General features: G+C 43.0%; 23 protein-coding genes. 18 read left to right on the plus strand and 5 right to left on the minus strand.

The window, feature by feature from the left end:
* Nucleotides 1-8: 8 nt before the first annotated feature.
* Both AC59GT_RS09120 and AC59GT_RS09125 read right to left on the minus strand, forming a co-directional pair.
* A complete protein-coding gene (locus tag AC59GT_RS09120; protein WP_497237349.1) occupies nt 9-1,286 on the minus strand; it encodes a M16 family metallopeptidase in 1,278 nt (425 codons plus the stop codon).
* A 453-nt stretch (nt 1,287-1,739) separates the two neighbouring features.
* Entirely contained in the window at nt 1,740-2,144 is a 405-nt protein-coding gene (locus tag AC59GT_RS09125) for a VOC family protein (RefSeq protein WP_497237350.1), read from the minus strand.
* Nucleotides 2,145-2,369: 225 nt separating this feature from the next.
* Here AC59GT_RS09125 and mnmA point away from each other — a divergent pair, with 225 nt between their 5' ends.
* The 3 genes from mnmA to AC59GT_RS09140 all read left to right on the plus strand — a co-directional run bounded on the left by mnmA (nt 2,370) and on the right by AC59GT_RS09140 (nt 6,471).
* A complete protein-coding gene (gene mnmA / locus AC59GT_RS09130; protein ID WP_497237351.1) occupies nt 2,370-3,458 on the plus strand; it encodes a tRNA 2-thiouridine(34) synthase MnmA in 1,089 nt (362 codons plus the stop codon).
* Between the two features lie 140 nt (nt 3,459-3,598).
* Entirely contained in the window at nt 3,599-5,980 is a 2,382-nt protein-coding gene (gene topA, locus AC59GT_RS09135; protein WP_497237352.1) for a type I DNA topoisomerase, read from the plus strand.
* 86 nt (nt 5,981-6,066) lie between these two features.
* Nucleotides 6,067-6,471, plus strand: coding sequence for a hypothetical protein (locus tag AC59GT_RS09140; RefSeq protein WP_497237353.1), 405 nt, complete (start codon nt 6,067-6,069; stop codon nt 6,469-6,471).
* Here the strand turns inward: AC59GT_RS09140 and AC59GT_RS09145 are convergent.
* On the minus strand, nt 6,466-7,971 hold the full coding sequence (locus AC59GT_RS09145; RefSeq protein ID WP_497237354.1) for a gluconokinase: 1,506 nt from the start codon (nt 7,969-7,971) through the stop codon (nt 6,466-6,468). The genes AC59GT_RS09140 and AC59GT_RS09145 overlap by 6 nt on opposite strands.
* A gap of 280 nt (nt 7,972-8,251) precedes the next feature.
* On the opposite strand from AC59GT_RS09145, the gene AC59GT_RS09150 reads away from it, so the two are divergent.
* The 8 genes from AC59GT_RS09150 (at nt 8,252) to AC59GT_RS09185 (ending at nt 17,632) form a co-directional block, all read left to right on the plus strand.
* On the plus strand, nt 8,252-8,641 hold the full coding sequence (locus tag AC59GT_RS09150; RefSeq protein WP_497237355.1) for a response regulator: 390 nt from the start codon (nt 8,252-8,254) through the stop codon (nt 8,639-8,641).
* The gene (locus AC59GT_RS09155; protein ID WP_497237356.1) at nt 8,619-9,713 is read left to right on the plus strand and encodes a sugar transferase; all 1,095 of its coding nucleotides are present in this window, start codon (nt 8,619-8,621) and stop codon (nt 9,711-9,713) included. Before AC59GT_RS09150 ends, AC59GT_RS09155 begins: the two co-directional genes overlap by 23 nt.
* 3 nt (nt 9,714-9,716) lie before the next feature.
* Nucleotides 9,717-10,400: a TolC family protein gene (locus tag AC59GT_RS09160; RefSeq protein WP_497237357.1), complete on the plus strand. Its 684-nt coding sequence runs from the start codon at nt 9,717-9,719 to the stop codon at nt 10,398-10,400.
* Nucleotide 10,401: 1 nt separating this feature from the next.
* Complete coding sequence (locus AC59GT_RS09165) at nt 10,402-12,546, plus strand: exopolysaccharide transport family protein (protein WP_497237358.1); 2,145 nt, start codon at nt 10,402-10,404, stop codon at nt 12,544-12,546.
* Nucleotides 12,547-12,735: 189 nt separating this feature from the next.
* Complete coding sequence (locus AC59GT_RS09170) at nt 12,736-14,238, plus strand: O-antigen ligase family protein (RefSeq protein ID WP_497237359.1); 1,503 nt, start codon at nt 12,736-12,738, stop codon at nt 14,236-14,238.
* 9 nt (nt 14,239-14,247) lie between these two features.
* On the plus strand, nt 14,248-14,862 hold the full coding sequence (locus tag AC59GT_RS09175; RefSeq protein ID WP_497237360.1) for an acyltransferase: 615 nt from the start codon (nt 14,248-14,250) through the stop codon (nt 14,860-14,862).
* A 25-nt stretch (nt 14,863-14,887) separates the two neighbouring features.
* Nucleotides 14,888-16,225, plus strand: a complete 1,338-nt coding sequence (locus AC59GT_RS09180) for a lipopolysaccharide biosynthesis protein (protein ID WP_497237361.1) — start codon at nt 14,888-14,890, stop codon at nt 16,223-16,225.
* A gap of 216 nt (nt 16,226-16,441) precedes the next feature.
* Complete coding sequence (locus AC59GT_RS09185; protein ID WP_497237362.1) at nt 16,442-17,632, plus strand: glycosyltransferase family 2 protein; 1,191 nt, start codon at nt 16,442-16,444, stop codon at nt 17,630-17,632.
* Nucleotides 17,633-17,637: 5 nt separating this feature from the next.
* Here the strand turns inward: AC59GT_RS09185 and AC59GT_RS09190 are convergent, their stop codons facing one another.
* Nucleotides 17,638-19,062, minus strand: coding sequence for an ATP-dependent DNA helicase (locus AC59GT_RS09190; protein ID WP_497237363.1), 1,425 nt, complete (start codon nt 19,060-19,062; stop codon nt 17,638-17,640).
* Between the two features lie 64 nt (nt 19,063-19,126).
* Between AC59GT_RS09190 and AC59GT_RS09195 the strand changes: the two genes are divergently transcribed.
* From AC59GT_RS09195 to coaD, 4 genes are all read left to right on the plus strand, one after another.
* Nucleotides 19,127-19,945 (plus strand): DUF3822 family protein, encoded by an 819-nt coding sequence (locus tag AC59GT_RS09195; protein WP_497237364.1) that lies wholly within the window; start codon nt 19,127-19,129, stop codon nt 19,943-19,945.
* On the plus strand, nt 19,921-20,460 hold the full coding sequence (gene rsmD, locus AC59GT_RS09200; protein WP_497237365.1) for a 16S rRNA (guanine(966)-N(2))-methyltransferase RsmD: 540 nt from the start codon (nt 19,921-19,923) through the stop codon (nt 20,458-20,460). The genes AC59GT_RS09195 and rsmD overlap by 25 nt, the downstream gene beginning before the upstream one ends.
* A 128-nt stretch (nt 20,461-20,588) precedes the next feature.
* On the plus strand, nt 20,589-21,560 hold the full coding sequence (locus AC59GT_RS09205; RefSeq protein WP_497237366.1) for a hypothetical protein: 972 nt from the start codon (nt 20,589-20,591) through the stop codon (nt 21,558-21,560).
* 99 nt (nt 21,561-21,659) lie between these two features.
* A complete protein-coding gene (gene coaD, locus AC59GT_RS09210) occupies nt 21,660-22,121 on the plus strand; it encodes a pantetheine-phosphate adenylyltransferase (RefSeq protein ID WP_497237367.1) in 462 nt (153 codons plus the stop codon).
* On the opposite strand, the gene AC59GT_RS09215 is transcribed toward coaD, so the two are convergent.
* Nucleotides 22,096-22,728, minus strand: coding sequence for an NUDIX domain-containing protein (locus tag AC59GT_RS09215; protein ID WP_497237368.1), 633 nt, complete (start codon nt 22,726-22,728; stop codon nt 22,096-22,098). The two genes, coaD and AC59GT_RS09215, sit on opposite strands and share 26 nt — an antisense overlap.
* Between AC59GT_RS09215 and pyrE the strand changes: the two genes are divergently transcribed.
* From pyrE to AC59GT_RS09230, 3 genes are all read left to right on the plus strand, one after another.
* Nucleotides 22,727-23,368, plus strand: coding sequence for an orotate phosphoribosyltransferase (gene pyrE / locus AC59GT_RS09220; RefSeq protein WP_117381423.1), 642 nt, complete (start codon nt 22,727-22,729; stop codon nt 23,366-23,368). The genes AC59GT_RS09215 and pyrE overlap by 2 nt on opposite strands.
* Nucleotide 23,369: 1 nt before the next feature.
* A complete protein-coding gene (locus tag AC59GT_RS09225; RefSeq protein WP_497237369.1) occupies nt 23,370-23,765 on the plus strand; it encodes an SRPBCC family protein in 396 nt (131 codons plus the stop codon).
* 409 nt (nt 23,766-24,174) lie between these two features.
* A complete protein-coding gene (locus AC59GT_RS09230; protein ID WP_497237370.1) occupies nt 24,175-25,803 on the plus strand; it encodes an ABC-F family ATP-binding cassette domain-containing protein in 1,629 nt (542 codons plus the stop codon).
* Nucleotides 25,804-25,808 lie beyond the last annotated feature (5 nt).

Here is a 25,808-nt window from a genome sequence, read left to right on the forward strand (position 1 = left end):
GCATTTTTTTAATTCTCTAGTTCTGAAAACTCCTGTTCCGATGGTACAACCTTTTCAGCAAGGTATATCAGTGTTGATGAGTTCTCTTTTCTGAATATCTTTATTGCCTGCTGCTGTATCTGCGCAGGCGTTACAGCCAGGTATTTAGCTGTTTCCTGGTTCAGCTCCTCTGCATCGCCCATTAGCTCATAGTAGGCCAGGTTCATGGCCTTGTCCAGCAGGGACATTTCTGAAAACGCCATGGTCGACTCAGTCTTATTCTTCACCTTGGTAAGCTCGTCGGCAGGTACGGGTTCGGTTTTCAGTCGTTCTAACTCAGCCCAAAGCTCCTGTTCGGCTTGCTCTATGCTGATGCCTTCTGTAGGTTTACCCTCAAGTAAAAACATTCCTTTATCTAAGCTGCCGGTGATGTAGGCATGAACTTCGCTTAAAATTTGCTTGTCCTTTACCAGGCTTTTGTAAAGGCGCGACGAATTCCCCCGCGACAATATGTCGGATATTAGTTCGACTGCATAATAGCCGGGGTCTGCACGATTACTCATTTGAAAAGCGATGTATACATCGTCCAACGGTACTTTGGCCGTAACTGTATCGCGTCGTTCTTCGTTCTGCGGCTGCTCGATAAGTAATTTGCGGTTGTACTTCTCACCTGCCGGTATTGGTCCGAACCATTTCTCGGCAAGTTCCCTGACCTGCTCTGTTTTCACATCACCACCAACAACCATTATAGCGTTGCTGGGGTTGTAATGCTTTTGAAAGAAGGCTTTTACGTCTTCTATTTTAGCGTCTTCTATATGCTTTATAGTTTTACCAATGGTTGCCCACTGGTAAGGGTGTTGTTTGTATACCATTGGTCGCAACCTTAACCACACGTCACCGTATGGCTGGTTTAAGTAGCGCTGCTTAAACTCTTCTATCACAACGTTGCGCTGCACCTCCAGGCTTTTCTCACTAAAGGCCAAGCTCAACATACGGTCGCTCTCCAGCCAAAAGGCAGTTTCGATATTTGCCGAAGGTAGCGTTATGTAGTAGTTTGTAATATCGTTGCTGGTGAAGGCGTTATTTTCGCCGCCGACCCGCTGAAGCGGCCCATCGTAATTGGGGATGTTAACCGATCCGCCGAACATTAGGTGCTCAAACAAGTGCGCAAAACCGGTCTGATCCGGGTTTTCGTCACGTGCACCTACATCGTAAAGTATATTTAATACGGCCATTGGCGTGGTGCTATCTTCATGTACCAGCACCCTGAGGCCATTTTCCAGTGTAAATCGGTTGAATTTAACCATGTAATAACAAGTGTTTAACCTGACAAATGTATAATTTTTGTGTATCCGTAAGTATCAATACACCTATTATGTTGTAAGGCTCATGTCAGTTTATTGTTTTACCTGGCGGTAATTACAAAGCAAAGTGTCCCGCTTTAAAAGCGGGACACCCCGGGACAGCTAGAATAGTTAAGTAGCTGTATAATAAGTACTTACCTGGAGTAAGCGGGACACCCCGGGACAGTACAAAAAGTTCATATGGTTGGTATAAATATCTGTATATTAATGCAATAAACAGATTTAAGATGATTTACCATCTAAAGAATTTCGACACTTGGGACACCCTTAATCAGTCATCAATTTTCTTCAGATTTCGCACTTTTACTTACACCAAAGCTTTCAACTTTACGTCTCATCTTTGATAGTAACTCAAATGTTATAATGCGGTTAACCTAAACACCTATTCACAACAACTTACTCTGCAGACTGCTCTTCAGCAGACTCATCGCCCGGCTCCCAAAGCTCTATAATGTTTCCTTCAGGGTCCAGTATATGAACAAATTTACCGTAATCGTACTCAGCAATCTGATCAACAATCGTTACGTTTTCTTTTTTTAGTTCTTCTACTAAGGCAGTTAAATTCTCTACACGATAGTTAATCATATAAGGCTTGGTCGACGGATCAAAGTTCTTTGCATCGTTTGGAAAAGCGCACCAGGTTGTAGAACCCATCTTTGATTGATCATCAGCATGCCGCCATTCAAACGTTGTTCCGTACGCGCTGGTCTCCAAGCCCAGGTTTTTCGCATACCACTCGTTCATGCTTTTCGCGTCATCGCATTTAAAAAAAATCCCACCAATACCAGTTACTTTCTTCATAATGTATATTTATTTATATTAATAATCACTTCAATTACGGTGTATAGCTTGTGACGATATCGTTTTAACGGCACATCAAAATTGCCATAATTGGCCGACAATTGCCTCATACTTAAGGATGATTTTTGCAAAACGTGTTTAATTTTAGCTGCTACATTGGTGTAATGGCATTTTACGCTAACCTGACCCTTACATCACGTTTAAACACTTATCTTTGCAGCTATAATGAGTAAGCACGGAAGAATATTAGTGGCCATGAGCGGCGGGGTTGATAGTTCGGTAGCAGCGGTAATGCTGCACGAGCAGGGCTACGAGGTTATTGGCCTAACCATGAAAACATGGGATTATGCCTCTTCCGGCGGCAGCTCAAAAGAAACAGGTTGCTGCAGTCTCGACAGTATCAACGATGCCAGGGCGCTTGCTGTTGGCTATGGTTTCCCGCATTATATACTGGATATCCGCAACGAATTCGGCGATTTTGTGATCGACAACTTTGTTGACGAATACCTGGCAGGCCGCACCCCAAACCCCTGCGTACTTTGCAACACCCACATTAAATGGGAGGCATTGCTTAAACGCGCCGATAAGCTGGACTGCGAATTTATTGCAACAGGCCACTACGCCAACATTCGTCTTCAGGATAACGGCAGGTACGTTATATCTAAAGGTAAGGACGAAAATAAAGATCAGTCTTACGTGTTGTGGGGCGTATCGCAAAAGAACCTGGCCCGGACAAAGTTCCCGCTGGGAAGCTTTTCCAAGCCCGAAATACGCCAAATGGCAGTAGAAATGGGCCAGTTAGAGCTTGCCGGTAAAAGCGAAAGCTATGAGATTTGCTTTGTACCCGATAATGACTATCGTTCTTTTTTACGCCATAAGGTAGAAGACCTGGACGAACGTGTTGGCCCGGGTAACTTTGTACTTACCGATGGTACCGTAGTGGGCAAACACCAGGGCTATCCTTTTTATACTATCGGCCAGCGTAAAGGCCTGGGCATTGCTTTAGGCAAGCCGATGTTTGTTACCCAGATACAGGCAGATACCAACACCGTGGTATTGGGTACAGCTGAAGAATTGGAACGTAAAGAAGCCTGGGTACGTAATCTTAACCTGATAAAGTACGACAGCATTACCGAGCCGCTTGAGGCTATTACCAAAATACGTTATAAAGACGTTGGTGCCCAAAGCAAAATTGTGCAAATAGGCGATCACATGAAGGTATCTTTTGACCACATGGTTTCCGGCATTGCACCCGGCCAGTCTGCTGTTTTTTACGAAGGCAGCGATTTACTGGGTGGCGGCTTTTTACTGTAATTAAACCAATTTGGCGGGAGTTTTTTCCTGCTCGCCAAAACAACATTACCATATTATATCTTACAACTGTGCAGAGCTGTAGCGGAAAAAACATTTGTGTTTCTGTTACTTTATAGTTTCTTTGCAGAAAAATACCGTTAATGGCTAAAAATTTATTGATAGTGGAGTCGCCGGCGAAAGCCAAAACCATAGAAGGATATCTCGGGAAAGATTTTACCGTTAAGTCCAGCTATGGCCATATACGCGACCTTGTAAAGTCCGAAGATGCCATTGACATTAACAACAACTTTCAGCAACGGTATGAAGTACCGGCTGATAAGAAACAGGTAGTAAGCGAATTAAAGAAATTAGCTAAAGAAGCCGACATGGTTTGGCTGGCATCGGACGAGGACCGCGAAGGAGAAGCCATCTCATGGCACCTTTTTGAGACCCTTGGCCTTAAGGAAGCCGACACCAAGCGCATTGTTTTTCATGAGATAACCAAGCCCGCTATTTTAAAGGCTATTGAAAACCCCCGCAAAATAGATTACCACCTGGTAAATGCACAACAGGCACGCCGTGTTCTGGACAGGCTGGTGGGCTTTGAGCTCTCCCCCGTTCTTTGGAAAAAGGTTAAGCCCTCTTTATCTGCAGGCAGGGTACAATCGGTGGCGGTACGCCTAATAGTAGACCGCGAGCGGGAAATAAATAAGTTTACATCAGAGGCCGCTTTTAAAATAGTGGCGCTGTTTGGCAAAGGACGCGACGCGTTTAAAGCTGAACTGGCAGAACGTTTTAGCAAACAAGAGGATGCCGAAAAGTTTCTTCAGGACTGCGTAAGTGCAACTTTCGAGATTAAATCCCTGGAGACCAGGCCAACCAAACGTTCACCGGCCGCACCGTTCACTACCTCTACCCTGCAGCAGGAAGCAAGCCGCAAACTGGGTTTCTCGGTAGCGCGTACCATGCAGGTTGCTCAAAAGCTTTACGAAAGCGGTAACATTACCTATATGCGTACCGACTCGGTAAACTTGTCTGACACAGCTTTAGCTGCAGCCGCAAGCGAGATTAACAGTGCATGGGGTGATAAATACCACCAGCAGCGTAAGTATAAAACTAAGAGTGCCGGTGCGCAGGAAGCTCACGAAGCCATACGCCCCACTTATTTTAATAAGCATACTATTGAAGGCGACAACTCCGAAAAGCGTTTGTATGACCTGATTTGGAAACGTGCAATAGCATCGCAAATGAGCGAAGCACAGTTTGAGAAAACTGTTGCTAAAATTGGCATCTCTACCCGTAAAGAAGATTTGGTTGCCAACGGCGAAGTAATGAAGTTTGATGGCTTCCTGAAAGTTTACCTGGAAAGCAGCGACGACGATGACGATAACCAAACAGCAGATGGCGAGAACGCCATACTGCCGCCGTTAACAAAAGGGCAGGTATTGCAGCTACAGGAGATGAACGCGACTGAAAGGTTTTCGCGCCCGCCTGCACGTTACACAGAAGCCAGTCTGGTTAAAAAACTGGAAGAATTAGGTATCGGCAGACCATCTACATATGCTCCTACCATCTCTACCATCCAAAACCGTGGTTACGTGGTTAAGGAAGAACGCGAGGGCCGTCAAAGGAACTTCCGCGTATTAACCCTTAAGGGTGGGAATATCAGCAAAGAGGAAAAGACAGAAAATACCGGTGCCGAGCGCGGGAAATTGTTCCCAACCGATATTGGTGCCGTGGTAAACGACTTTTTGGTACAGCACTTTAAAGGCATTGTAGACTTTAACTTTACCGCCAGCGTTGAAAAACAGTTTGACGAGATTGCCCAGGGTTTGCAGGAATGGACTAAAATGATCCGCACCTTTTACGATCCTTTCCATAAGGATGTAGAGAGCACCATACAAACAGCAGACAAAGCCACCGGCGAACGTGAATTGGGCGTACACCCGGAAACCGGCGAAAAGATATCTGTACGTATAGGCCGCTTTGGGCCATTTGTGCAAATTGGCGAACAAACCGAAGATAAGAAGCCACTGTATGCAAGTTTGCGTACCGGGCAAAGCATAGAGACCATATCGCTTGAAGAAGCGCTGGAGTTATTTAAGCTGCCAAAAGTTGTTGGCGAATACGAAGGTAAGGTAATGAAAGTGGCCATAGGCCGTTTTGGGCCATACATTAGCCACAACAGCGGCTTTATCTCATTGCCGAAAGAAATTGACCCGCACGATGTTACCGAGGAAAAGGCAATAGAGCTGATTAACGAAAAGCGTAAAAAGGATGCCGAAAAGCTAATTAAGAGTTTCCCTGAAGATGAAACTGTAAAGGTGCTGAATGGCCGCTTTGGTCCGTATATTGAATTCGGAAAACAAAACGTTAAAATACCTAAAGATAAGGACCCAAAATCACTCACCTACGAAGAGTGTAAAGCACTGGCCGATGCTGCACCGAAAGATGTGAAGAAAGGCCGGTTTGGAAAAGCTGCAGCTGCAAAGCCCGCTGCTAAAACGCCTGCAAAGAAAAAAGCGGCACCAAAAAAGAAGTAACCAGAGGTAATGCATAAATGTAGCTGCAATGGCAATCAGCGGCAACATTTATGCGTTACAATCTTGAAACTTTTTAATAACAAAACATGATCAAGGACCTTCCCCAGAATGTAGTTAAGGATATAGCCATAGCTGTGGCATTGGAGAGTGAGAATGCGGAGAGCAAGGTGTGGTATGTATACCTGATCAATCTTAAAAACATCCCGCTGGAGACGATACTGATCACCTCTAAAGGTTACGGTGAGAAAGACGGAGAACAGGTTAAAACATCCGTGCTAAGGCATGCATTTCCAACAATACCTGCCAACTCCTTTAAACTGATAGAGCCGATAGATGAGCAAACCTTTGGGCTTACCAACGAGTACTGGCTCAGCTACTACATCGGTAAGGAAATCTTCGACAAAAAATTCATCTTCCTGCCAGAAAGTATAATCGACGATAATTTTATTAAACTCCCGGTTGTTAACAAGCCCGGGGTGATGATCTTATAGATCAAGGTCGTGCAGTTTATGCATTGCCGATCTTACATCACCGTATAATTGCCTGTAAACGGCAAACACCCTGGTATAAGTTTGATGTGCGTCCGGGTTAGGGTTTATAACTGTTGCCTTCTCATCCGCTTTGGTCAATATTGGCGCTATATCAATCCCTAAAGCTTCCATTGCCAGGTAAATAGCACCAAGTGCAGATGAGTCGCCGCCTTCTTGCAGTACCAGTTTTTTTCCGGTGATGTCCGCAAGTATCTGTACCCAAACCGGTGAGGAAATGAACCCGCCGCTTGCCACAATCTCGTTTACCTTACTGGATGATTCTTCTACAGCATTAAGCACGTCGTTCAGCGCAAAGCATACACCCTCCAGCGCGGCCCGAAGAAAATGTGCTTGCGTATGCTTAGGTCGAATGTTGAGGAACGCTCCGGAACTTTTCGCATCCCACACCGGCGCACGCTCGGCATACAGGTATGGCAAAAACACCAGTCCTTCGCTACCCGCAGGTATAAGTTCAATAGTTTTAAATAGTTGGTTGTAAGCCACACCGGATACCGGCTCCAGACCAAGAAAATCCTTCAACAACCAGTCAATTGCAGCCCCGCCGTTGTTTACCGCACCACCGCAAATAAACGTTTGCTCGTTAAGCAAATAGTTAAAGGTCATTGCCTTGTGATTATAGGCAGGTTTATCTGACCCTACCCTAACCGCTCCGCTGGTACCAATTGTTAATGCGCCCACGCCAGGCCTAATGGCATTGCCCCCGAGATTGGCGCAGCAACCGTCGCTGGCACCTATTACAAAGGCGGTCTCTTCTGATATGCCCGAAAACGACCCGTTTGTAATACGCCGTATATAGGTAGTGCTTACCGGTACAGATAGTTGGCCGCTGTCTATAGCTGCCAGTTCTAAAGCTTTGGGATGCCACGTGCGCTGGAGAATATCAAACATGCCGGTTGCTGAGGCAATGGAATGATCTACTTCGTACACGCCGAACAGTTTATACCATATATATTCTTTAATAGATATGAACTTGTAAGTTGCAGCAAATAATTCGGGCCTGTTTTCGCGCAGCCAGATGATCTTACAAAGCGGCGACATGGCGTATATGGCTGTACCCGTTGTGCGGTACAAGTTTTCACCATCTATAGATTCTCTTAACGACTGTGCTATTTCGCCGCTTCGCGCGTCTGACCAAATCATCGCGTTGGCTAATGGGTTGCTGTTGGCGTCTACCGGCATTATGCTGTGCATAGCACTGCTGAACGAAACCGCCGCAGGCGATTGTTCGAAATATGCGATAACATCATTAAGGCACGTTTTAAACGCTTGCCAAATCAGGCTGACATCTTGTTCGTTAAAAGCAATATTTGAAGTGATAGTGGGGTAATGTTGCTGCGTTGTGTAGATGGTGTTCCCCAATTCGTCAGTCGCCACGGCCTTGGTACTGCCGGTTCCTAAATCAATCCCAACAAAATATGCTTTCAAACGTAGTAGTGACATATGATAGCTAAGGTAATTACACGTACTCAAATAATGGCAAATAATCCACAATTGTACAATTTGCTAACAAATGCATCGGGCTGCTCCCGGCAAATTTATCCGTAGACGAAATCGTTTAATTTTACGGTAAATATCGGCACGATATTTTATCACAACTTATAGTTGTTAATCATCGTACAATTGACAATATCGCTGTAAAACACCGATTGCATTATTTTTTTGACACAAATTTTTCAATAAAAAGTGCCATATTTATAGCACTAACTACCACAGTTAACGGATGAAGAAAACATTACTAATTGTTGACGACGACCTGAGTATACTTAAACTTCTCAGTTTCATCCTATCTAAGGACTACGATATTGTTGTGAAAAACAACGGTATAGATGCTTTTAGCTGGTTGGAAGATGGTAACAGACCAAAGCTCATTATATCTGACCTCCAGATGCCGTATTTTGATGGTCAATCTTTCATAAAAAACGTAAAGATCAGCGGTTTTTACCGCAATATACCGGTGATAGTACTTTCGGCAGCTCATGACCTGGAAGAACAGGTTGCAAACATGCCGTTTAAATTAGACGCCTATATACATAAGCCCTTTAACCCTACTGTTTTAAAATCCGCAATCAACCAAGCCCTGGAAGTTTATGATGAATCAGACAGCAACTAACTGGAACGAGAACTCGGGCTCGCAAATAAACGTTGCCTATGCGGGTTTGGAACTGAGGGAACTAATAGCTAAGGACCTGGGAGATAGCTTTCACTTTGCCTTTAACGACACCGTAGAACAATTGGGCGAGTACCTGGGCAATCAGTCTATACTTACCATACCGGAAATTGTGCTGATGGAGGTAGATAAGGAAGAGAAATGCTTTGCGATGGTGGAGACACTGCGCAAAAACTTCCTCATGAACGGGGTTATTATTGTAATGCTTTCTACCCGTGCAGACAGGCGTTTGGTGCAAACCGCCATAAAGCTGAAACTGCATGACTTTTATACCTACCCTTTTGCAACGTCAGACCTCCGCGAACGGCTTAACTTCCTGGTGAGGTTTAAGCTGATAAAACCAAAATTGCTGGAGATTGGCAAAGAGGTAGATACCACCTACAAAATGCCTGCCGGTAAACGGTTTCTGGACCTTTTTATATCCATAACCATGCTTATTTGCTTATCGCCAATAATGCTGATTGTAGCGCTGGCAATAAAGCTTGATTCCAAAGGCCCCATTTTTTATAAAAGTAAGCGTGTTGGTACCGGTTACAAAGTATTTGACTTCTACAAGTTTAGGTCTATGCGTACCGATGCGGATCAGTTACTGGCAAAGCTTTCCGAGACCAACAATCAATATGCGGCTGAAGAAACTGGTGTGGCAAAATCAGCTTTTGTGAAGATCAAGAACGACCCGAGGATTACTAAACTGGGTAATTTCCTGCGAAACAGCAGTCTTGACGAGCTTCCGCAACTATTTAATATCTTGCGCGGCGATATGTCCGTAGTTGGTAACCGCCCATTGCCTGTTTACGAAGCAGAGATGCTTACATCTAACGAGTGGTCTATGCGCTTTTTGGGCCCTGCCGGATTAACCGGGCTATGGCAAATAAGCAAACGTGGTAAAGAGGACATGAGTGAACGCGAACGAAAAAAACTTGATAATTTTTACGCTCAAAAATATTCTTTCTGGCTTGACCTTAAGATCATATTTGGTACTATCCCGGCCATGCTCCAGAAAGAAAAAGTTTAAACTATGTACATTAAATTAAAGCTGTTCGTTTTTGTTTTATTTTTCGGACTATTCTGCTCATCATCGCTCCGCGCACAGGAGACGATGATTAACGACATCAATTATCAATACCTGGAGAAATTAATTGCCACGGCAAAAAAGAATTACCCCCAGGTAAAGCTAATGGAGTCAAATTTAATAATTGCTAAAACAGGTGTAAGCCAGGCAACTGTAGGTTGGTTGGATGCCTTTACCGCCTCTTACATATATAGCCCGAGGAATTCACTAAACCTCATTACACCTAATATTTTTAACGGTTACCAGTTAAGTATATCTGTTAACATAGGCCAATTTTTGAGAAAGCCGTTCGCTGTAAAAAGCGCCAAAGAATCGGTAAACATCGCCCGCTACCAAAAAGAGGAGTACGATTTAAGCCTAACGGCGCAAGTAAAAAGACTGTATTTCTCGTACCTTAGCGCCCAGGCCGAATTACGGTTGCGTTCTGGTGCTATAGTAGATGGAGAAACCGCTGTTAAACAGCTAAAATATTCCTTTCAAAAAGGGGAAACAACATTCCAGAACTATAATGAGGCTTTAACAAGCCTTTACCAGCAAGGTGGTTACAAGGTACAGGCAGAACTATCTCTGTTAACTGCTAAAACTAATCTTGAGGAGTTGCTGGGCGTTAAATTAGAAGATATAAAGTAAAATGGAGTTTGCGAGTTTTCTGAAGGTATTATGGAAAAATAAAAACCTGCTAATTATAATTCCGCTTGTTACTATTATCGTGTCGTACTTTTTGGTAAAAAACCTGCCGGACAAGTACCTTTCTTACGCCCATATTGCCACTGGTATTGTTGATGAATCTCGTCATTTGCTCGACAACGACAATAACCAGGTACAGCGGCAGCAGATAACCCAGAACTTTAGTAATTTGATTGAGATGATGAAGCTGAGCAAGCTTTACAATCAGGTATCTTATCGTTTAATTCTGCACGACCTTACGCAACCTACTCCTTTTAAACCCTATAGCAAGCTGTTCATGACCATGAACGACGCTGCTAAAAAACACGCTATTGTTGTATATACCGACAAACTAAAGCGCATGGAACCGCTGGATACCTACGACAAAGACCAGAGAGGACTTAACAACCTCCTTAACTCAATGTGGTATGACGAGCGGAGCCTAAGGGGTATACTTTGGGCAGAGCGTGATGGTGACAGCGACTTTATAACGGTAACCAGCGAATCTTCAAACCCACAAATGTCTGCATTTGTGGTAAATGCACTATGCGAGGAGTTCATAAGTTATTACACCCATACGGTTCGCCAGAATGAGACTGATGCGGTTACATTTTTGGCCAGCCTGCTTAATGAGAAACGAGAAGCCCTTAACAGGAAAACGGCACAGCTGCAGCAGTACAAAATAGAACATGGCGTGCTTAACATTGATGAACAGTCAAGGGGTATCTTTAGCCAGATAATGACGTACAACGACCGCAGGCTATCTGCGGAGAAAGATGTTGCTTCTTATGAAGGTACAATAAAAAACATCAACGGAAAGTTTGACCCTAAGGACAGGCAGTACATAGAGGCATCTCTTAATAAATACAACACCTCGGTAACTGCAACACAAGATGAACTGCACGCGTTAACTAACAAGTACGTAAGGGGTAACTTTGATCCCGCGGTAAAAGCACAGATAGATTCAGTGACCAAAACACTGTCTCAGCAGATAGCGCTAACGTCGGACAAGTACCTTACAAACCCGTTGGCAACAAAGGAAAACCTTGTTACCCAAAAAATAAATCTTGAGATCTCCCGTGATATCGCCAAGTATAGTATCAAGGAGATTGACAAGGCACTTGCTGGCCTAAATGCTAAATTCCAGCAGCTGGTACCATTTGATGCCACTGTAAAAACGTACAACTTTGAACTTGATATAGCAAGCAAAGAATACCTGGATGTATTAAACAAGTATAACGAGACTAACCTGCAGTCCACCTTTTCGGTAAAGCTGCAACAGGTTGAGCAAGCCACTCCGCAGGGTGCCGAGCCGTCAAAGAAAATGCTGCTGATTATCCTGAGTGGTATAATTGCTTTTGCATTCTGCGTAGTTATACTCTTCATCAGGTTCTTCCTCGACGATTCCATTAAAGCCCCTGCCGACTTGGTTAGACAAACTAACCTGCCTTTATTAGGCTACCTTAATACAGTGAGCGGCGGTTCATTAGACCTGAGGAAACTTTGGGATGTGGAACACCGCGAAAAAATGAAGCACTTTAAGGAACTTATCCGTTCGATAAGGTTTGAGATAGACCAGGAACTTAAAGGCGACAAGGTTTTAGCCATCACTAGTTTGGTACCTGACGAAGGAAAGACCGTGCTGGCAATAAGCCTGGCATATTCTTATGCCATGATCAATAAAAAAGTATTGCTTATTGATGGTAATTTCTCACATCCTACAATCACCAGCACGGCTCAGCCAAGGCTGTTTGTGGAGGACTACTTTAAGAACAATCCTGATAATTATGAAGCGTTCTCAGGCGCTACCACAGTATTAGGGAACCATGGTGATGATGTTACGCCGCTGGAAGTAAGTGACGAAATTTTTATACGAAACAGGTTTGCAGAACTTAAAACCAAGTACGACATTATTATTATTGAAACTCCTGCCCTGTCCTCGCTAAATAAATCAAAAGAGTGGATGCTGTTTGCCAACAAAGTAGTTGCGGTTTATGGCGCCAGAAAGAGTGTCAAAAGTTCGCAAAAAGAGAACTTAAACTTTTTGCGCAGCCTTGACAACAAATTTGCAGGGTGGATATTAAACAAAGCAGCTATTCCTGAAGATTAATTCGAACATTCTTTCGGACAAATACTCCGGCTACATGAAAATAGTTCCTCAAGATAAAACCAAGCAAGACCCTTACGCACAGCTTTCCCCTTTGGAGAAGCGTACACGCACTGCGGCTATATGGTTTGTTTTTGTTGGTGTATTTTTTTGGGCGGTAAAAATATTGTTCTTAGCGTAAGCAATTTAACTATGCTTAATAACCGGGTCCGTAATAGCAGGTTTAAAGGTCTCCGCGATAAGCTCGCGCCCGCTAACTGGACACCGGGCACCCTTATAATCTTGCTCATCCCTTTTGCCTTGCTTATTAGCTTTATAGTTGTTAAAGGGGGCATTATTGGTGCAGCCGGTATTTTAGCAGTTGTTGTGGGCCTGCCTATAGTTTACGGGATAATTGCTTATCCGGAATTTGGTATAACGGTACTGGTCATTGCTTCGTTCCTGCTCAACTACGTCTCGGAGTTTTTACCCAATGGAACACCAACGGGTATATTGCTGGATGCGATCACCTACATGCTAATCTTCGGTTTTTTTCTTAAGAAGAAGTACGATAACAGTTGGGATTATTTTAAGAATCCCATCAGCTATCTTGTACTGGCATGGCTGGCTTATAACTTTTTAGAAGCCATTAATCCGGTATCACCATCCATACTTGCATGGGTGTATACCGTGCGTACTGTAGGCTTTATTATGCTGATGTACTTTATTTTCCTCTACCAAATACAAAGAATAGAGTTTATAAAGTTCCTTTTTAAACTGTGGCTGGGCTTGTGTTTGCTTGCGGCCATATCCGGTTTTCAGCAGGAGAACTTTGGCTTTCTCAGTTTTGAAAAAACCTGGTATTACTCAGATCCGGCGAGGGTTAAGTTTTGGTTCATTAATGGACACTGGCGTAAAACGGCAATTTTTGCCGACCCGGTTACCTTTTCTTACAATATGGTTGTTGCAGTAACTATGTGCATATCCTTTGTGATGTTGAAAATCAGCAGCTGGAAAAAGGTGCTGATGGTGCTGCTAATTCCGTTCTACATCTTAGCGATGTTGTATTCCGGTACCAGGGGTGCTTATGTACTTTTACCGGCAGCGCTGGCCTTACTCGCAATACTTAAGTTTGACAAAAAGATAGTAACAGGGGTTGTAGCGGCAGGCTTTTTGTTGCTTATAGTTATATTTATGCCGACTTCTAATCCAACAATAAAGCGTTTTCAATCTGCCTTTAACCCTTCTAAAGATGCATCATTTAACGTGCGTGCAGAAAATCAGCGACGCATAAAGCCTTACATACTTTCTCACCCAATTGGTGGTGGCTTGGGTTCTGTAGGTGTTTGGGGTAGACGGTTTGCGCCAAACTCTTTTCTTGCAAATTTCCCACCAGACAGCGGCTACGTGAGGGTAGCCGTTGAGATGGGCTATATAGGTTTGATACTATTTTGTACGCTGATGTTCGTCATTTTAAAAACGGGCATAAACAATTATTATCTTATACAGGATCCTGAGCTTAAGAACTACTGCCTGGCAATGATATTGGTAATATTTGTTTACAATGTAGGCAATTACCCACAGCAAGCCTTAGTACAGTACCCATCCAACATACTGTTTTATTTGGCAAGCGCATTACTTAGCATTACTCTAAGGTTAGATATTGAAAAAAGAAAAGGATTAGCAGATACAACGGCGAAGTCGTTAAAAGATTAATTTTTAAGGATGTCGTTAGGAGAATTTATTAAATCGAGGCCCAGGCTAAAAAAGTTTGTGCATAAAATGTTGGTGCGGTCGGGTCACTCCCGCCCACGCTTTTGGACGCGCTGGTTTGTAAACCCTTTTTTTCACAAGTATGAAAAAAGCGTCAGGATAGGTTTTTACTCCCGAATGGATATTTTCCCATTTAATAGATTCATTATAGGGCATCACAGCATAGTTGAAGATTTTGCGGCCATTAACAACGGTGTTGGCGACGTTATCATCGGCCATAATGTAGGTGTTGGGCTGAGCAACATAATAATTGGCCCGGTAACTTTGGGCAACTATGTAATGGCCGGGCAAAATGTTGTATTTTCGGGATTGAACCATGGTTTTGAAGACATTACCATCCCGCCACGGTTACAAAAGGTTAACACCAGCAAAATTACAGTTGAGGATAACGTTTGGATAGGTGCTAATACTGTAATTACCGCCGGCGTTACAATTGGTAAACATGCTATAATTGGGGCCGGAAGTGTAGTAACAAAAGATGTCCCGGGCTATAGCGTTGCTGTAGGCAACCCTGCAAAAGTGATAAAAATGTATAACTTCGAATCTGGTACCTGGGAAGCTGTTTAACCGGAAATATCATAAACCAATATCCTTGTTAAAAAAGATCGTAAACAAACACACTATCAGTCTTGCAAGCAGCGCTGCTATGCCTGTAATTGGCTTGCTGGTACTGTCGCAATTAACGCGCAAACTGGGCAAGGTTGACTTTGGAAATTACATTTTCTTTCTCCAGACATTCCTGCTGGCGGATATGTTCCGCACGGGTTTCCTACAAACGTCTCTAATTAAATTTTATGCAGGGGCACCTAAAGAACGTGCTGCAAAGGTGGCGGGTTCCGCTTGGTCGGTGGGGTTTATATTAACCTTCGGGTTGGCTACTATTGATTTGCTTGCCTTTATATTTTACAAAGGCGCTGATGCTAACCTTACAGCAACACTAAAGTGGTTTGGGCTTATCTATGTTTCTACCCTTCCTTCGGCCATTGCAGGCTGGATGTTGCAGGCCGACGGCAGGTTCGACAAGATGTTCATCATCCAGATCACTAACCAGGGCGGGTTTTTGTTACTTGTACTGGCAACCATATATTTGAAGACCATCGACTTTGAAACGGTAATACATTGCTACCTGGGAGCTAATGTATTTACAAGTTTAATGTGCCTGTTTACAGGCTGGTCGCAAGCGCATACCATAAGGCATAAAAGCGTAGAGGCCATGAAAGAGCTTGCCAACTTTGGCAAGTACAGTGTAGGTACCTCGCTTGGTTCTATTCTACTTAGGAGTTCAGACATCTTTATCATCAAATGGATGTTCCCCACGGAATTGGTTGGCGTGTATTACATTCCGCAGCGTTTAATGGAATTTTTTGAGATACCTATGCGCAGTTTTGTGGCAACTGCCCTGCCGGAACTTTCCGCAGCATCGCAAAACGACAACAAGCCCTTAGTAGCCACCATCATGAAAAAGTATGCGTCGTTACTTACGGTTTTACTCCTGCCAATTGCTGTAGGCGGCTTTCTGTTGGGAGGCTTAGTAATTCACATATTGACGGGTGAGAAATACGCGGGATCAGATGCATTTAACATCTTCCGCATCTTCTTGTGCTACGTAATCATCATGCCTGTAGATAGGTTTCTGGGCGTAACTCTCGATATATTAAACAAGCCGCATCTAAACATGATGAAGGTTTTCCTGATGCTTACCGTTAACGTCGTAGCCGATTTCCTTGGCATTGCTATTTTTCATAATCTGTATGGTGTAGCAATAGCATCGTTGTTCACCTACTACTCCGGACTAATATTTGGCTATGTGCAATTAAAAAAGAATCTGAACTTTAGATTTAACGATATTCTTAGTGTAGGTTACGGAGAATTAAAGAAGATGATACAACATCTTCTTCACAAAAAAGCTCCACAACAAGGCAATGTCTGATCTGCCATCAAAGATATAAGCCGAAATAGTTGATCAGCAATTGCACAATAAACTACTTTTAGGGGGAACTTTAGCTATGCTAATACGTATAAGCTTAGGTGTTTTTGTAAAACATAATATTAAGTTATGGTAAATGTTGCTAAGTTTACGTTAGAACACGAAGGCGATGTTACTTTACAATTGAACTGACCAAAAGCTCGCTTAGCCTGTAAACTTATGATAGAACTAATACGATTTATTTTCTGGCTTTTATTTTCGCTGGTGTTCATCTATCTGGGTGTTTACAGCTTATACCTATTCGTATTCTCAGTTACCGGGAAGCTAATCATCAAAAAGGCACCACCGGTTGCACCCGGATTTAAAAAGTTTGTGATTTATATCTGCGCCTATAAAGAAGACGCTATAATACTGAATTCTGCAGCACAGGCACTTACAATTGATTATCCCAAGGACAAGTTCCATGTCTGTGTGATAGCTGATTCTATGCAGCCGGAGACCATTGTAAAGCTTAAAGAGATGCCGTTGCAAGTGGTTGAGGTAGTTTTTGAGAGTAGCACCAAGTCAAAAGCATTGCACAAAGGCATAGCTAACACGGAAGAAGGGTTTGATGCAGCGGTGGTATTTGACATTGACAATATTGCCGCGCCGGATTATCTGCGTCATATCAACAATTATCTGTATGCCGGCGATGTAGTAATACAGGGACACCGTGTAGCCAAGAACACAGAGACACCTGTAGCTATATTGGACGCAATAAGCGAAGAGGTGAACAATCACATTTTCCGTAAAGCACAGCGTGTGTTTAATTTATCGGCGGCTATAATAGGATCGGGTATGGCGCTTGAGTACAGGTTATTTAAGGACACCATGGCCAAAATAGATGCTGTGGGTGGTTTTGACAAAGAAATGGGCCTTGTGCTTACCCGTCAGAAAATACATGTAGCGTATGCTGACGCCGCGCTTGTTTATGATGAAAAAGTAAGTAACCCCGAGGTATTTAAGAAACAACGTCGGAGGTGGTTGTCAGCGCAGTTTAACTTGCTGAAGACCTATGGTGCTACCGGCTTCACAGAGCTATTTAGACGCGGTAATTTCGACTATTTTAACGAAATTTATCAAACAGCAATATTGCCCAGGATATTGATGCTTGGCTTAATGCCCTTTATGCTGCTGGTGTCTATCATCTTCCCCGGCGTCGGCCCTTCCTGGCAGGCCTGGGCTACTGCAACTGCATTATGCTACATTGGCATCTTAGTGGCTATACCAGGACAATTTTTTAACGGTAAACTGTTAGGCGCTGTAATGAAGCTCCCTTTGATCTTCTTCACTATGGTCATGCTGTTGTTCAAGCTTAAGGGTGCCAACAAAAAGTTTATCCATACACCACACAACCCTACAAGCCACTGATTCTATTACAGCTCTTGCTGGTCAGCAAAAAAAAGATCATTAAAGTTGACAAGGAATAGCTCATCGGTAGCCCTGGTACAAGCCGTGTAGAACCACCTGAGGAAATCAGTGTTCACCATCTCCTCTGTTAAGTAACCCTGATCAACAAAAACAGCACCCCATTGGCCTCCTTGCGCTTTATGGCAGGTGATGGCATAAGCAAACTTCACTTGCAGCGCATTGTAGTACGGGTTCTTTTTTAGTTCATCGTGCTTGCTCTTTTTACTGGGTATGTGTTCATAGTCCTTCATTGCTTCCATATAAAGGCGCTTTTGCTCAGCAGGAGGCAATGCAGGCGCATCGGTGTACATAGTGTCGAGCAAAATCTTGCAATCCATAATTGGATCTTCTGCATAGTCTATAAACTCTAACTGCACATCAGCAAAACGAAAGCCGTACATATCTTCAATCCTTCGCACCTTTCTCACGCGAGCTATATCGCCGTTGGCAATAAATCCTGTACTTCCCTCCTCCTGATCCTGCAACCAGAAGTAGTTGTTGCGTACAATCATCAGTTGGTCGCCGCCGGTAAGTTCTTCTTCGCGGTATAAAATCCGTCCACGTATCTGGCGGTTATACAGGTTAGCATTCTTGTTGCTGCGGCATATTACCAGCGCCCCATCATATCCATACTTGCGGTAGGCATAGTTAAGGCCTTCTTCCAGCATGTCGCCGCGCATGCGGTAAACATCCTTGTAACCTTTGGTTTGTATCCTCGGCATTTGCTCCAGCCCTTCGCGTATCATATCGCGCACTTTGGTTACGTTAAACAGTATCCCCGAGTCTTGCTGCTGTCGCAGCACGTGGGTCATCTCGTAACTATAAATATCCAGCATAAACTGGTCTTTCATTAAAGCAGCGTCCAGCGCCGGGCTTTCATCCGTTCCTACAGGCGGGAGCTGGGCGGTATCGCCCACCAGCATCAGCTTGCAATTTCGTGTATTGTAAACGTAATTAACCAGATCCTTTAGTAAACTGGAAATATTGTGGCCATTTATATCGTCTGATATCATTGATGCTTCATCAATGATAAATAACGTATTGGCATGCATGTTTTCGTTCAGCAGAAATGCCTCATCCATATTCATGGCCGAGCGCTTACGATATATTTTTTTATGGATTGTAAATGCCTTACGGCCCGAGTAGTTGGTTATTACCTTGGCCGCGCGGCCCGTAGGTGCGAGCAGCACCGACTTGTAGTTATATGCGGCCAACGCTTTTACCAGCGCGCTCACAACCGTTGTTTTACCGGTACCGGCGTATCCTCTCAGAATAAAGCACTCGTCGCCGTCATCACTTAACAGAAAGGTATGTAGCTTTGTAAATAGTTCCTGCTGCTGCGGTGTAGGTTCAAATGGAAACGCTTTGCTGATCTGCTCAGATGTAGGCATATGCAAAAATGATGATAATTAAGCAGATCAACTATGGCAAATTATATTACTTTTGTTTACCTGAATGAGCGAGCACAACTATAAATATACCGACGAAAGCCTTGATTTAGGCGCCGCGCGCGACTATGTTTTGTTGTTGCAAATAGATGCCGCCAGCTTTTCTTACATTATATTACACAATAGGCAGCTATTGGCTTGGGCAGAGAATTGCCCGCTTGCCGAATTGACCAACCCACAAGAACTGGCAGAAATTTTAACAGCAGAATATCAGCAAGTAATTACAGGCGTTACCGACACCGGGTTCACGTTGGTTCCAAAAAGTTTGTACGATGATGAGTACGCAGTTAATATTGCGCGTTTGTTAAATGTGTCGGCAGAGGATAATGTTTACGCTCAGGACTTTGATGGCCATAATGTTATCGTATATAAAACGCAAATCGGCACACTGGCTTCATCAGGGCTCTCTGCTGTGGATAAACAAATAACGGTTCATCGTGCAAAAGGCTGGATAAGTGCTGTAGCTAACAACTTTCCTACTAGTACCGACATATTTCTGAACGTAGAGAACAGCGTAGTAGAAGTGCTTAATTTTAACTATAACCGTTTACGTTACTTCAATTCATTCACTTATAAAAATCATGAGGAGCTTGGCTACTTTGTGGCCCTGGTTGCCAGTGAACTAAAGCTTAAACCAGCGGATATTACATTGGTATTTAGTGGTGATATCAATGCTGCCGATATAAGCTTTAGCTACCTTGCAGACTTTTTTGGCCATGTTAAGCTGAATACCATTCAAACGCTGGACTTACCCGAAGCTATAGTCCCTCACAAAATTCTTAGCCTCGCAGCTCTTTCGCTATGCGCATCATCGGAGGAAAATTAAAAGGATTGCGGCTCAACCCGCCTAAAAACCTTCCTGTACGCCCCACTACTGATCTTGCCAAGGAAGCACTGTTTAACATCTTGCAAAACCACATTGAATTTGATGAAATTGCCGTACTTGATCTTTTTAGCGGTACCGGAAATATCTCAATGGAATTTGCATCACGTGGTGCAGCCCAAGTTACAAGTGTTGACCGTAGCCAGCAATGCGTATACTACCTGAAAGACACCTCCCGTCAGCACGGGCTGGATCAGATAAAAACCTACAAGGCCGACGTATTCAAATACTTGCAGGCCGAAACGGAGCAATACGACCTGATATTTGCTGACCCACCGTATGATCTTAACAGGATACCTGAAATACCTAAAACAGTCTTCGAAAGAGGATTACTAAAAGATGGCGGCCTGCTTATTGTAGAGCATCAAAGCATGCAAAACCTAAGCAACCACTCAGCTTTTGTTGAACAGCGTAAATACGGTCATTCATCCTTTTCTTTTTTTAAGAAAATATCATAGATATATCGAGCTAAAAAGCATTGTATTATTAGTTAAGTGCAAGTAACCTTTATGCAATTTTTCAGATGACATTTAATTATTGTTTATTATATTCGTTTAAATAAATATTAATAAACAAATCTTATCACATGAAAAAAAAATTGCTATTAGCAGGGGCATTGCTCTTGTTTTTTGGATCCTCGTGCCAAAAAAATTCAGAAACTCATTCAAGTAGCGAAAGCCAAAAACCTAATGTTTCTGAAGAGATCACAAAATTTTATGATTACAATCTTCAGCAAAGGCAAAGTAGTGCCGGTACTACGTCAGGTTCGTTAAGTAAAGCTGAAGAAAGCTTTTCTTCTTATGTCAATGGTAAAGCAGAAAAAGTAAAACTGTTCAACTCATTGGTAGCTGAGCTTTCAGGGAAATTTATTAATCCGGATAAAAGTGTTAAAAGCATTTTAAAGCCCAACCTATTGAATCCCAACCCGAGTGATCCGCCAACTCCGGTTACACTTTTCTCTGACTATATGGCGCAAGCATCTACTGTTCCAGCAGAAATGCAATCTAACATACCGACTGCCTCATATTCATATTTAGACAACTTAAACAGGTCGTTCATTTCAGCAAGTGAAACCGCCTTTTCTACATACAGCAATCAGACAAGCTTCACGGTAACGGATGTAAGTAATATTAAAAGGCGTTATACCAACATAATATCAAATACCCAGTCACAGGTAGAGACTGATTTTTCATTACCTAGTGATCAAAAGACAGCTATGGTAAATTCACTAATAGCTATTAAAGCTTATATCAACAGCTCTGATTTCGACTATAATTTTAGTAGCCTGATTAATGCACCGCTTGCTGTAGATAATGTAAAACACTTATCTACAAACGCCCTACAAAACCAATCGTTGTGGAGTGCGCTGGCATCTATTGGCAAGGCAATTGTTGCTGTAGTAGTAGTAGTAAGTTGCATAGCAATTGGCGCTGCAATTGGTAGTCAAATCAATCCGCTTTACGGTGGAATTATTGGTGGAGTATCCGGATATACTGTAGGGGGCTACCTGGCTGAAAAATGGTTTGGCGTAAATTTCCTACCGGGAGGTATTGATTAAACATTTGGAATTTAATAAAATAACAGGATGCTTAACAGCATTCTGTTATTTTATTATAGAAAACTACTTAGCTATACTTATAATTGTACATCCATAATTATGAAAATAGCGCTCTTTCCTGGTTCGTTCGATCCTATTACAAAGGCCCATGTGGACATAGTACGCCGGTCGGTTGGTCTTTTCGATAAATACTACATTGGTATTGGTGTAAACAGTACCAAGCAGGGATTACTAAGTGTTGGTAAAAGGGAGGAGATGATACGTGCTGTATTTGACAACGATCCGAAAATACACGTTGTTGCTTATGAGGGGCTTACTGTGAATTTTTGCAAGAGCATAGGCGCGGAGTATATGATACGGGGCATACGAACTGTGTCAGACTTTGAATATGAAAAAGCCATCGCTCAGATGAACCATGCGCTGGAGCCCGAAATTGAAAGCATTTTTATTGTGAGCAAGCCAGGTTATTCTTCTATTAGTTCAAGCATCGTCCGCGAGATCATCCGTTACAATGGAGATGTAACGCAATTTATCCCTAAGGAAGCTTTACCCTATCTGTAAGGAGTTCTGCTTTCTCCAGCACATCCATAATAGACGGAAAGGTATTTTTAACAATAGCCGCTATCTGGGTTTTGTCAAACCAGCGCACATCGGTAATACCTTCTTCAAGCTGCGGCACTAGTTTCGCCTTGCCTTTATGGCTCATGAGGTACCAATATGTTTTTTTGACAACCGTTTTGCCTTTCCAGGTGTACATGTGGTACGTTCTGCAGAGCTTTTCTTCAAGCTTATTTACTTTTATACCACACTCCTCTTCTACCTCGCGTACGGCAGCTTCTTTCTTTTTTTCGTTTTTCTCTAATTTTCCCTTAGGCAGGTCCCACTTTTCGTTACGATAGATGAACAGGTAGGTGCCATCGTCATTCTGTACTAAGCCTCCCGCCGCCTCAATTAACGTAGCTGTTTTTAATGCCTTCTTTAAAAAGGCTTTAGGATCGTTGACTCTAACGTAAAAGTACTTCCCCGGCTGTGCATCTACCCACGGATAAATAATTTTCAGGTCAAAATGCTCAGCATCAATTCTTTGAAACTTATTAGCCTGTTTAGGGGCAGTGTTGGTTATCAACACTACTTTTTCGTTTATATAAATTCTGTATTTTTGAGACATGTTAACCTATAGTGAGACCGAGCAGCAGGTGGCCGAATTTCTGCTGCAAATTAAAGCAATAAAATTACAACCTAATAATCCTTTTACATGGGCTTCGGGCTGGAAGTCACCTATTTATTGCGATAACCGAATAACGCTCTCCTATCCTACTATCCGTACATACATCAGGCAGCAGCTATCTTCGTACATACAGGAGAAATTTGGTGCTGTTGGCTGCATTGCTGGTGTTGCTACCGCCGGCATACCACAGGGTGTACTGGTGGCACAGGAACTTGGTTTACCTTTTATATACGTTAGGGCAAAGCCTAAAGAACATGGCACAGGTAGCCTTATAGAAGGCGAAATATCCACAGACAAACGTGTTGTTGTTGTTGAGGATCTTATATCTACCGGCAAAAGCAGCTTACAAGCTGTAAACGCGTTGCGTGATGCAGGGTATAATGTAGCAGGGCTTGCAGCTATTTTCAGCTACGGGTTTGATGTTGCCGAAGAGAACTTCAAAAATGCTAAATGCCCGTATGTAACATTATCTAACTACAACGCGTTAATTAAATACGCCAGCGATAAACAATACATTTCTGAAGCGGATACTGATATGTTAAGGAAGTGGCGTGAAGAGCCGTCTACATGGGGAAAATAGTATGAGTGTTTTTGAGAGTACAGTCCAGGTAAATCAACCAGTAGAGCCGGTGTATAACTTTCTGGCCGACATGAATAATCATAGTCGGCTGATGCCTGATAACATCATCAACTGGCAATCTAACGCTGAAGAAGCAAGCTTTGAGATACAAAACATCACCAAACTCAGCCTAAAGATTAATTCGCGTCAGCCTAATTCTGAGATCACGATCATCCCGGCAGAAAAACCTCCGTTTGATATGGAGTTGAAATGGAAATTAGAGGCTGATGGCAATAATACTCAAGCGACATTTACAATAACAGCCAGCCTTAGCATGATGATGAAAATGCTAGCCTCCAGCCAACTACAAAAGCTTACAGAAAACGAAACCCAAAGACTTACTGAGGTTTTCAGCTGATCTTTGGGTTAAGCCGGGGAAGCGTTTATATATTTATTTTTAATAAATTTTTCTTTCCTCCACGTTACGCAATGCCGTTGCAATATTAACGACAACCAAACAGATTATTACGGATCCCATAACTAAAATATAAAAGGTTTAAAGAGTACGTTTTAGTAAATGCTAGTCAAAGGGCGTTCCAAAAGGTAGTAGCGGCTGTAAATCGGTTAATTACTCATAAATAACGCATTGGATAATCGGTTAGTTTGTTTTCAAATGTAATTTATGGGTACTACAATCCCCAATTTTTTTAAACTTTTGGGGAATTTTTAATGTTAGTGTAGAAACTCCATTTTCTTAATAATCAACCACCTTTATTCATGCTAAAAAACTAAGTTTTAAAGCGTATTTTTGCAGAAATTACAAGTAAATGATTACGGTATCTAATTTATCTTTACGTTACGGAAAGAGAACGCTGTTCGAAGACGTTAACCTTAAGTTTACACAGGGAAATTGTTATGGTATTATTGGTGCAAATGGTGCTGGTAAATCTACCTTCTTAAAAATATTATCAAAAGAAATTGATCCTACCAGTGGGTCTGTTAGCTTCACTCCAGGCGAGCGCATGGCGGTACTTAGCCAAAATCACTACGCCTTTGATGAGTTCACCGTTCTCGAGACCGTTATGATGGGTCATAAAGAGATGTACGCGGTAATGAAGGAGAAGGACGCTATTTACCTGAAGGAAGATTTTAGCGATGCTGATGGTGAACGTGCCGGCGAACTGGAAAACCTTTTTGCTGAAATGGATGGCTGGAACGCGGAAAGCAATGCTGCTACCCTGCTGAGCAATCTCGGCATCAAAGAAGAGTTCCATTATAAAATGGTGAAGGAACTTGATAACACCCAGAAGGTACGCGTATTACTTGCACAGGCACTTTTCGGCAAGCCCGACATCCTATTACTGGATGAGCCCACCAACGACTTGGATATACATACAGTAACCTGGCTGGAAGATTTCCTTGCGTCCTACGAGGCTATTGTATTGGTGGTATCGCACGACAGGCACTTTCTGGACACCGTATGTACCCACGTAGTAGATATCGACTTCAGTAAGATGACCACCTACACCGGTAACTACACTTTCTGGTACGAATCAAGCCAATTGGCTTTAAAACAACGTGCTGAGCAGAACAAGAAAGCAGAAGATAAAGTAAAAGAACTACAAGAGTTCATCCGTCGATTTAGCGCAAACGCTTCCAAATCCAAACAAGCTACCAGCCGTAAAAAGGCGTTGGATAAGATAAATCTGGACGAGATACAGCCATCTAACAGAAAATACCCTGGTATCATTTTCAACAATCAGGGCCGAGAGGCTGGCGACCAGGTGCTGCAAACAGAGAAACTTAGCAAAACCCTTAACGGTGAGTTGCTCTTTTCTGATGTAAATCTACACGTAAATAAAGGTGACAAAATTGCTATCCTGTCCAACAACAGTTTGGCCACTACCGCCTTTTACGACATCCTTACCGGTCGAGATGCTGACTATAAAGGCTCATTTAAATGGGGAGTTACGATCAACTGGGCTGATATTCCAATCGATAACGCAGAATACTTTAAAGGCAAAGATCTTAATCTGATTGATTGGCTGCGCGAGTACTCTCCTGGCGAAAAAGATGACCAGTTTATTCGAGGCTTCCTGGGGAGGATGCTGTTCAGCGGCGAAGAGGTGTTAAAGAAGAGCAACGTACTATCAGGCGGTGAAAAAATGCGCTGCATGTTCAGTCGCATGATGTTGCAGCAGGCTAACTTACTGATGTTTGACGAGCCTACTAACCACCTGGATCTGGAATCTATCACAGCCCTTAACAACGGCATGAAAGACTTCCGTGGCACTATCCTGTTCACTTCGCGAGATCATGAACTGGTGGAAACCGTAGCTAACCGTATAGTGGAAATTACCCCGGGTGGCACCATAGATAAGCTGATGACGTACGACGAGTACATCAACAGCGACGTGGTACAGAAGCAGCGCGAGGAAATGTACGCAATGGCGTAATGCAC

Source organism: Mucilaginibacter sp. 320_HR (assembly GCF_059691875.1).

Coding starts and splice junctions, on each gene's coding strand:
- AC59GT_RS09120 (WP_497237349.1), bottom strand. CDS start 1,286: ATGGTTAAATTCAACCGATTTACACTGGAAAATGGCCTCAGGGTGCTG.
- AC59GT_RS09125 (WP_497237350.1), bottom strand. CDS start 2,144: ATGAAGAAAGTAACTGGTATTGGTGGGATTTTTTTTAAATGCGATGAC.
- mnmA (WP_497237351.1), top strand. CDS start 2,370: ATGAGTAAGCACGGAAGAATATTAGTGGCCATGAGCGGCGGGGTTGAT.
- topA (WP_497237352.1), top strand. CDS start 3,599: ATGGCTAAAAATTTATTGATAGTGGAGTCGCCGGCGAAAGCCAAAACC.
- AC59GT_RS09140 (WP_497237353.1), top strand. CDS start 6,067: ATGATCAAGGACCTTCCCCAGAATGTAGTTAAGGATATAGCCATAGCT.
- AC59GT_RS09145 (WP_497237354.1), bottom strand. CDS start 7,971: ATGTCACTACTACGTTTGAAAGCATATTTTGTTGGGATTGATTTAGGA.
- AC59GT_RS09150 (WP_497237355.1), top strand. CDS start 8,252: ATGAAGAAAACATTACTAATTGTTGACGACGACCTGAGTATACTTAAA.
- AC59GT_RS09155 (WP_497237356.1), top strand. CDS start 8,619: ATGATGAATCAGACAGCAACTAACTGGAACGAGAACTCGGGCTCGCAA.
- AC59GT_RS09160 (WP_497237357.1), top strand. CDS start 9,717: ATGTACATTAAATTAAAGCTGTTCGTTTTTGTTTTATTTTTCGGACTA.
- AC59GT_RS09165 (WP_497237358.1), top strand. CDS start 10,402: ATGGAGTTTGCGAGTTTTCTGAAGGTATTATGGAAAAATAAAAACCTG.
- AC59GT_RS09170 (WP_497237359.1), top strand. CDS start 12,736: ATGCTTAATAACCGGGTCCGTAATAGCAGGTTTAAAGGTCTCCGCGAT.
- AC59GT_RS09175 (WP_497237360.1), top strand. CDS start 14,248: ATGTCGTTAGGAGAATTTATTAAATCGAGGCCCAGGCTAAAAAAGTTT.
- AC59GT_RS09185 (WP_497237362.1), top strand. CDS start 16,442: ATGATAGAACTAATACGATTTATTTTCTGGCTTTTATTTTCGCTGGTG.
- AC59GT_RS09190 (WP_497237363.1), bottom strand. CDS start 19,062: ATGCCTACATCTGAGCAGATCAGCAAAGCGTTTCCATTTGAACCTACA.
- AC59GT_RS09195 (WP_497237364.1), top strand. CDS start 19,127: ATGAGCGAGCACAACTATAAATATACCGACGAAAGCCTTGATTTAGGC.
- rsmD (WP_497237365.1), top strand. CDS start 19,921: ATGCGCATCATCGGAGGAAAATTAAAAGGATTGCGGCTCAACCCGCCT.
- AC59GT_RS09205 (WP_497237366.1), top strand. CDS start 20,589: ATGAAAAAAAAATTGCTATTAGCAGGGGCATTGCTCTTGTTTTTTGGA.
- coaD (WP_497237367.1), top strand. CDS start 21,660: ATGAAAATAGCGCTCTTTCCTGGTTCGTTCGATCCTATTACAAAGGCC.
- pyrE (WP_117381423.1), top strand. CDS start 22,727: ATGTTAACCTATAGTGAGACCGAGCAGCAGGTGGCCGAATTTCTGCTG.
- AC59GT_RS09215 (WP_497237368.1), bottom strand. CDS start 22,728: ATGTCTCAAAAATACAGAATTTATATAAACGAAAAAGTAGTGTTGATA.
- AC59GT_RS09225 (WP_497237369.1), top strand. CDS start 23,370: ATGAGTGTTTTTGAGAGTACAGTCCAGGTAAATCAACCAGTAGAGCCG.
- AC59GT_RS09230 (WP_497237370.1), top strand. CDS start 24,175: ATGATTACGGTATCTAATTTATCTTTACGTTACGGAAAGAGAACGCTG.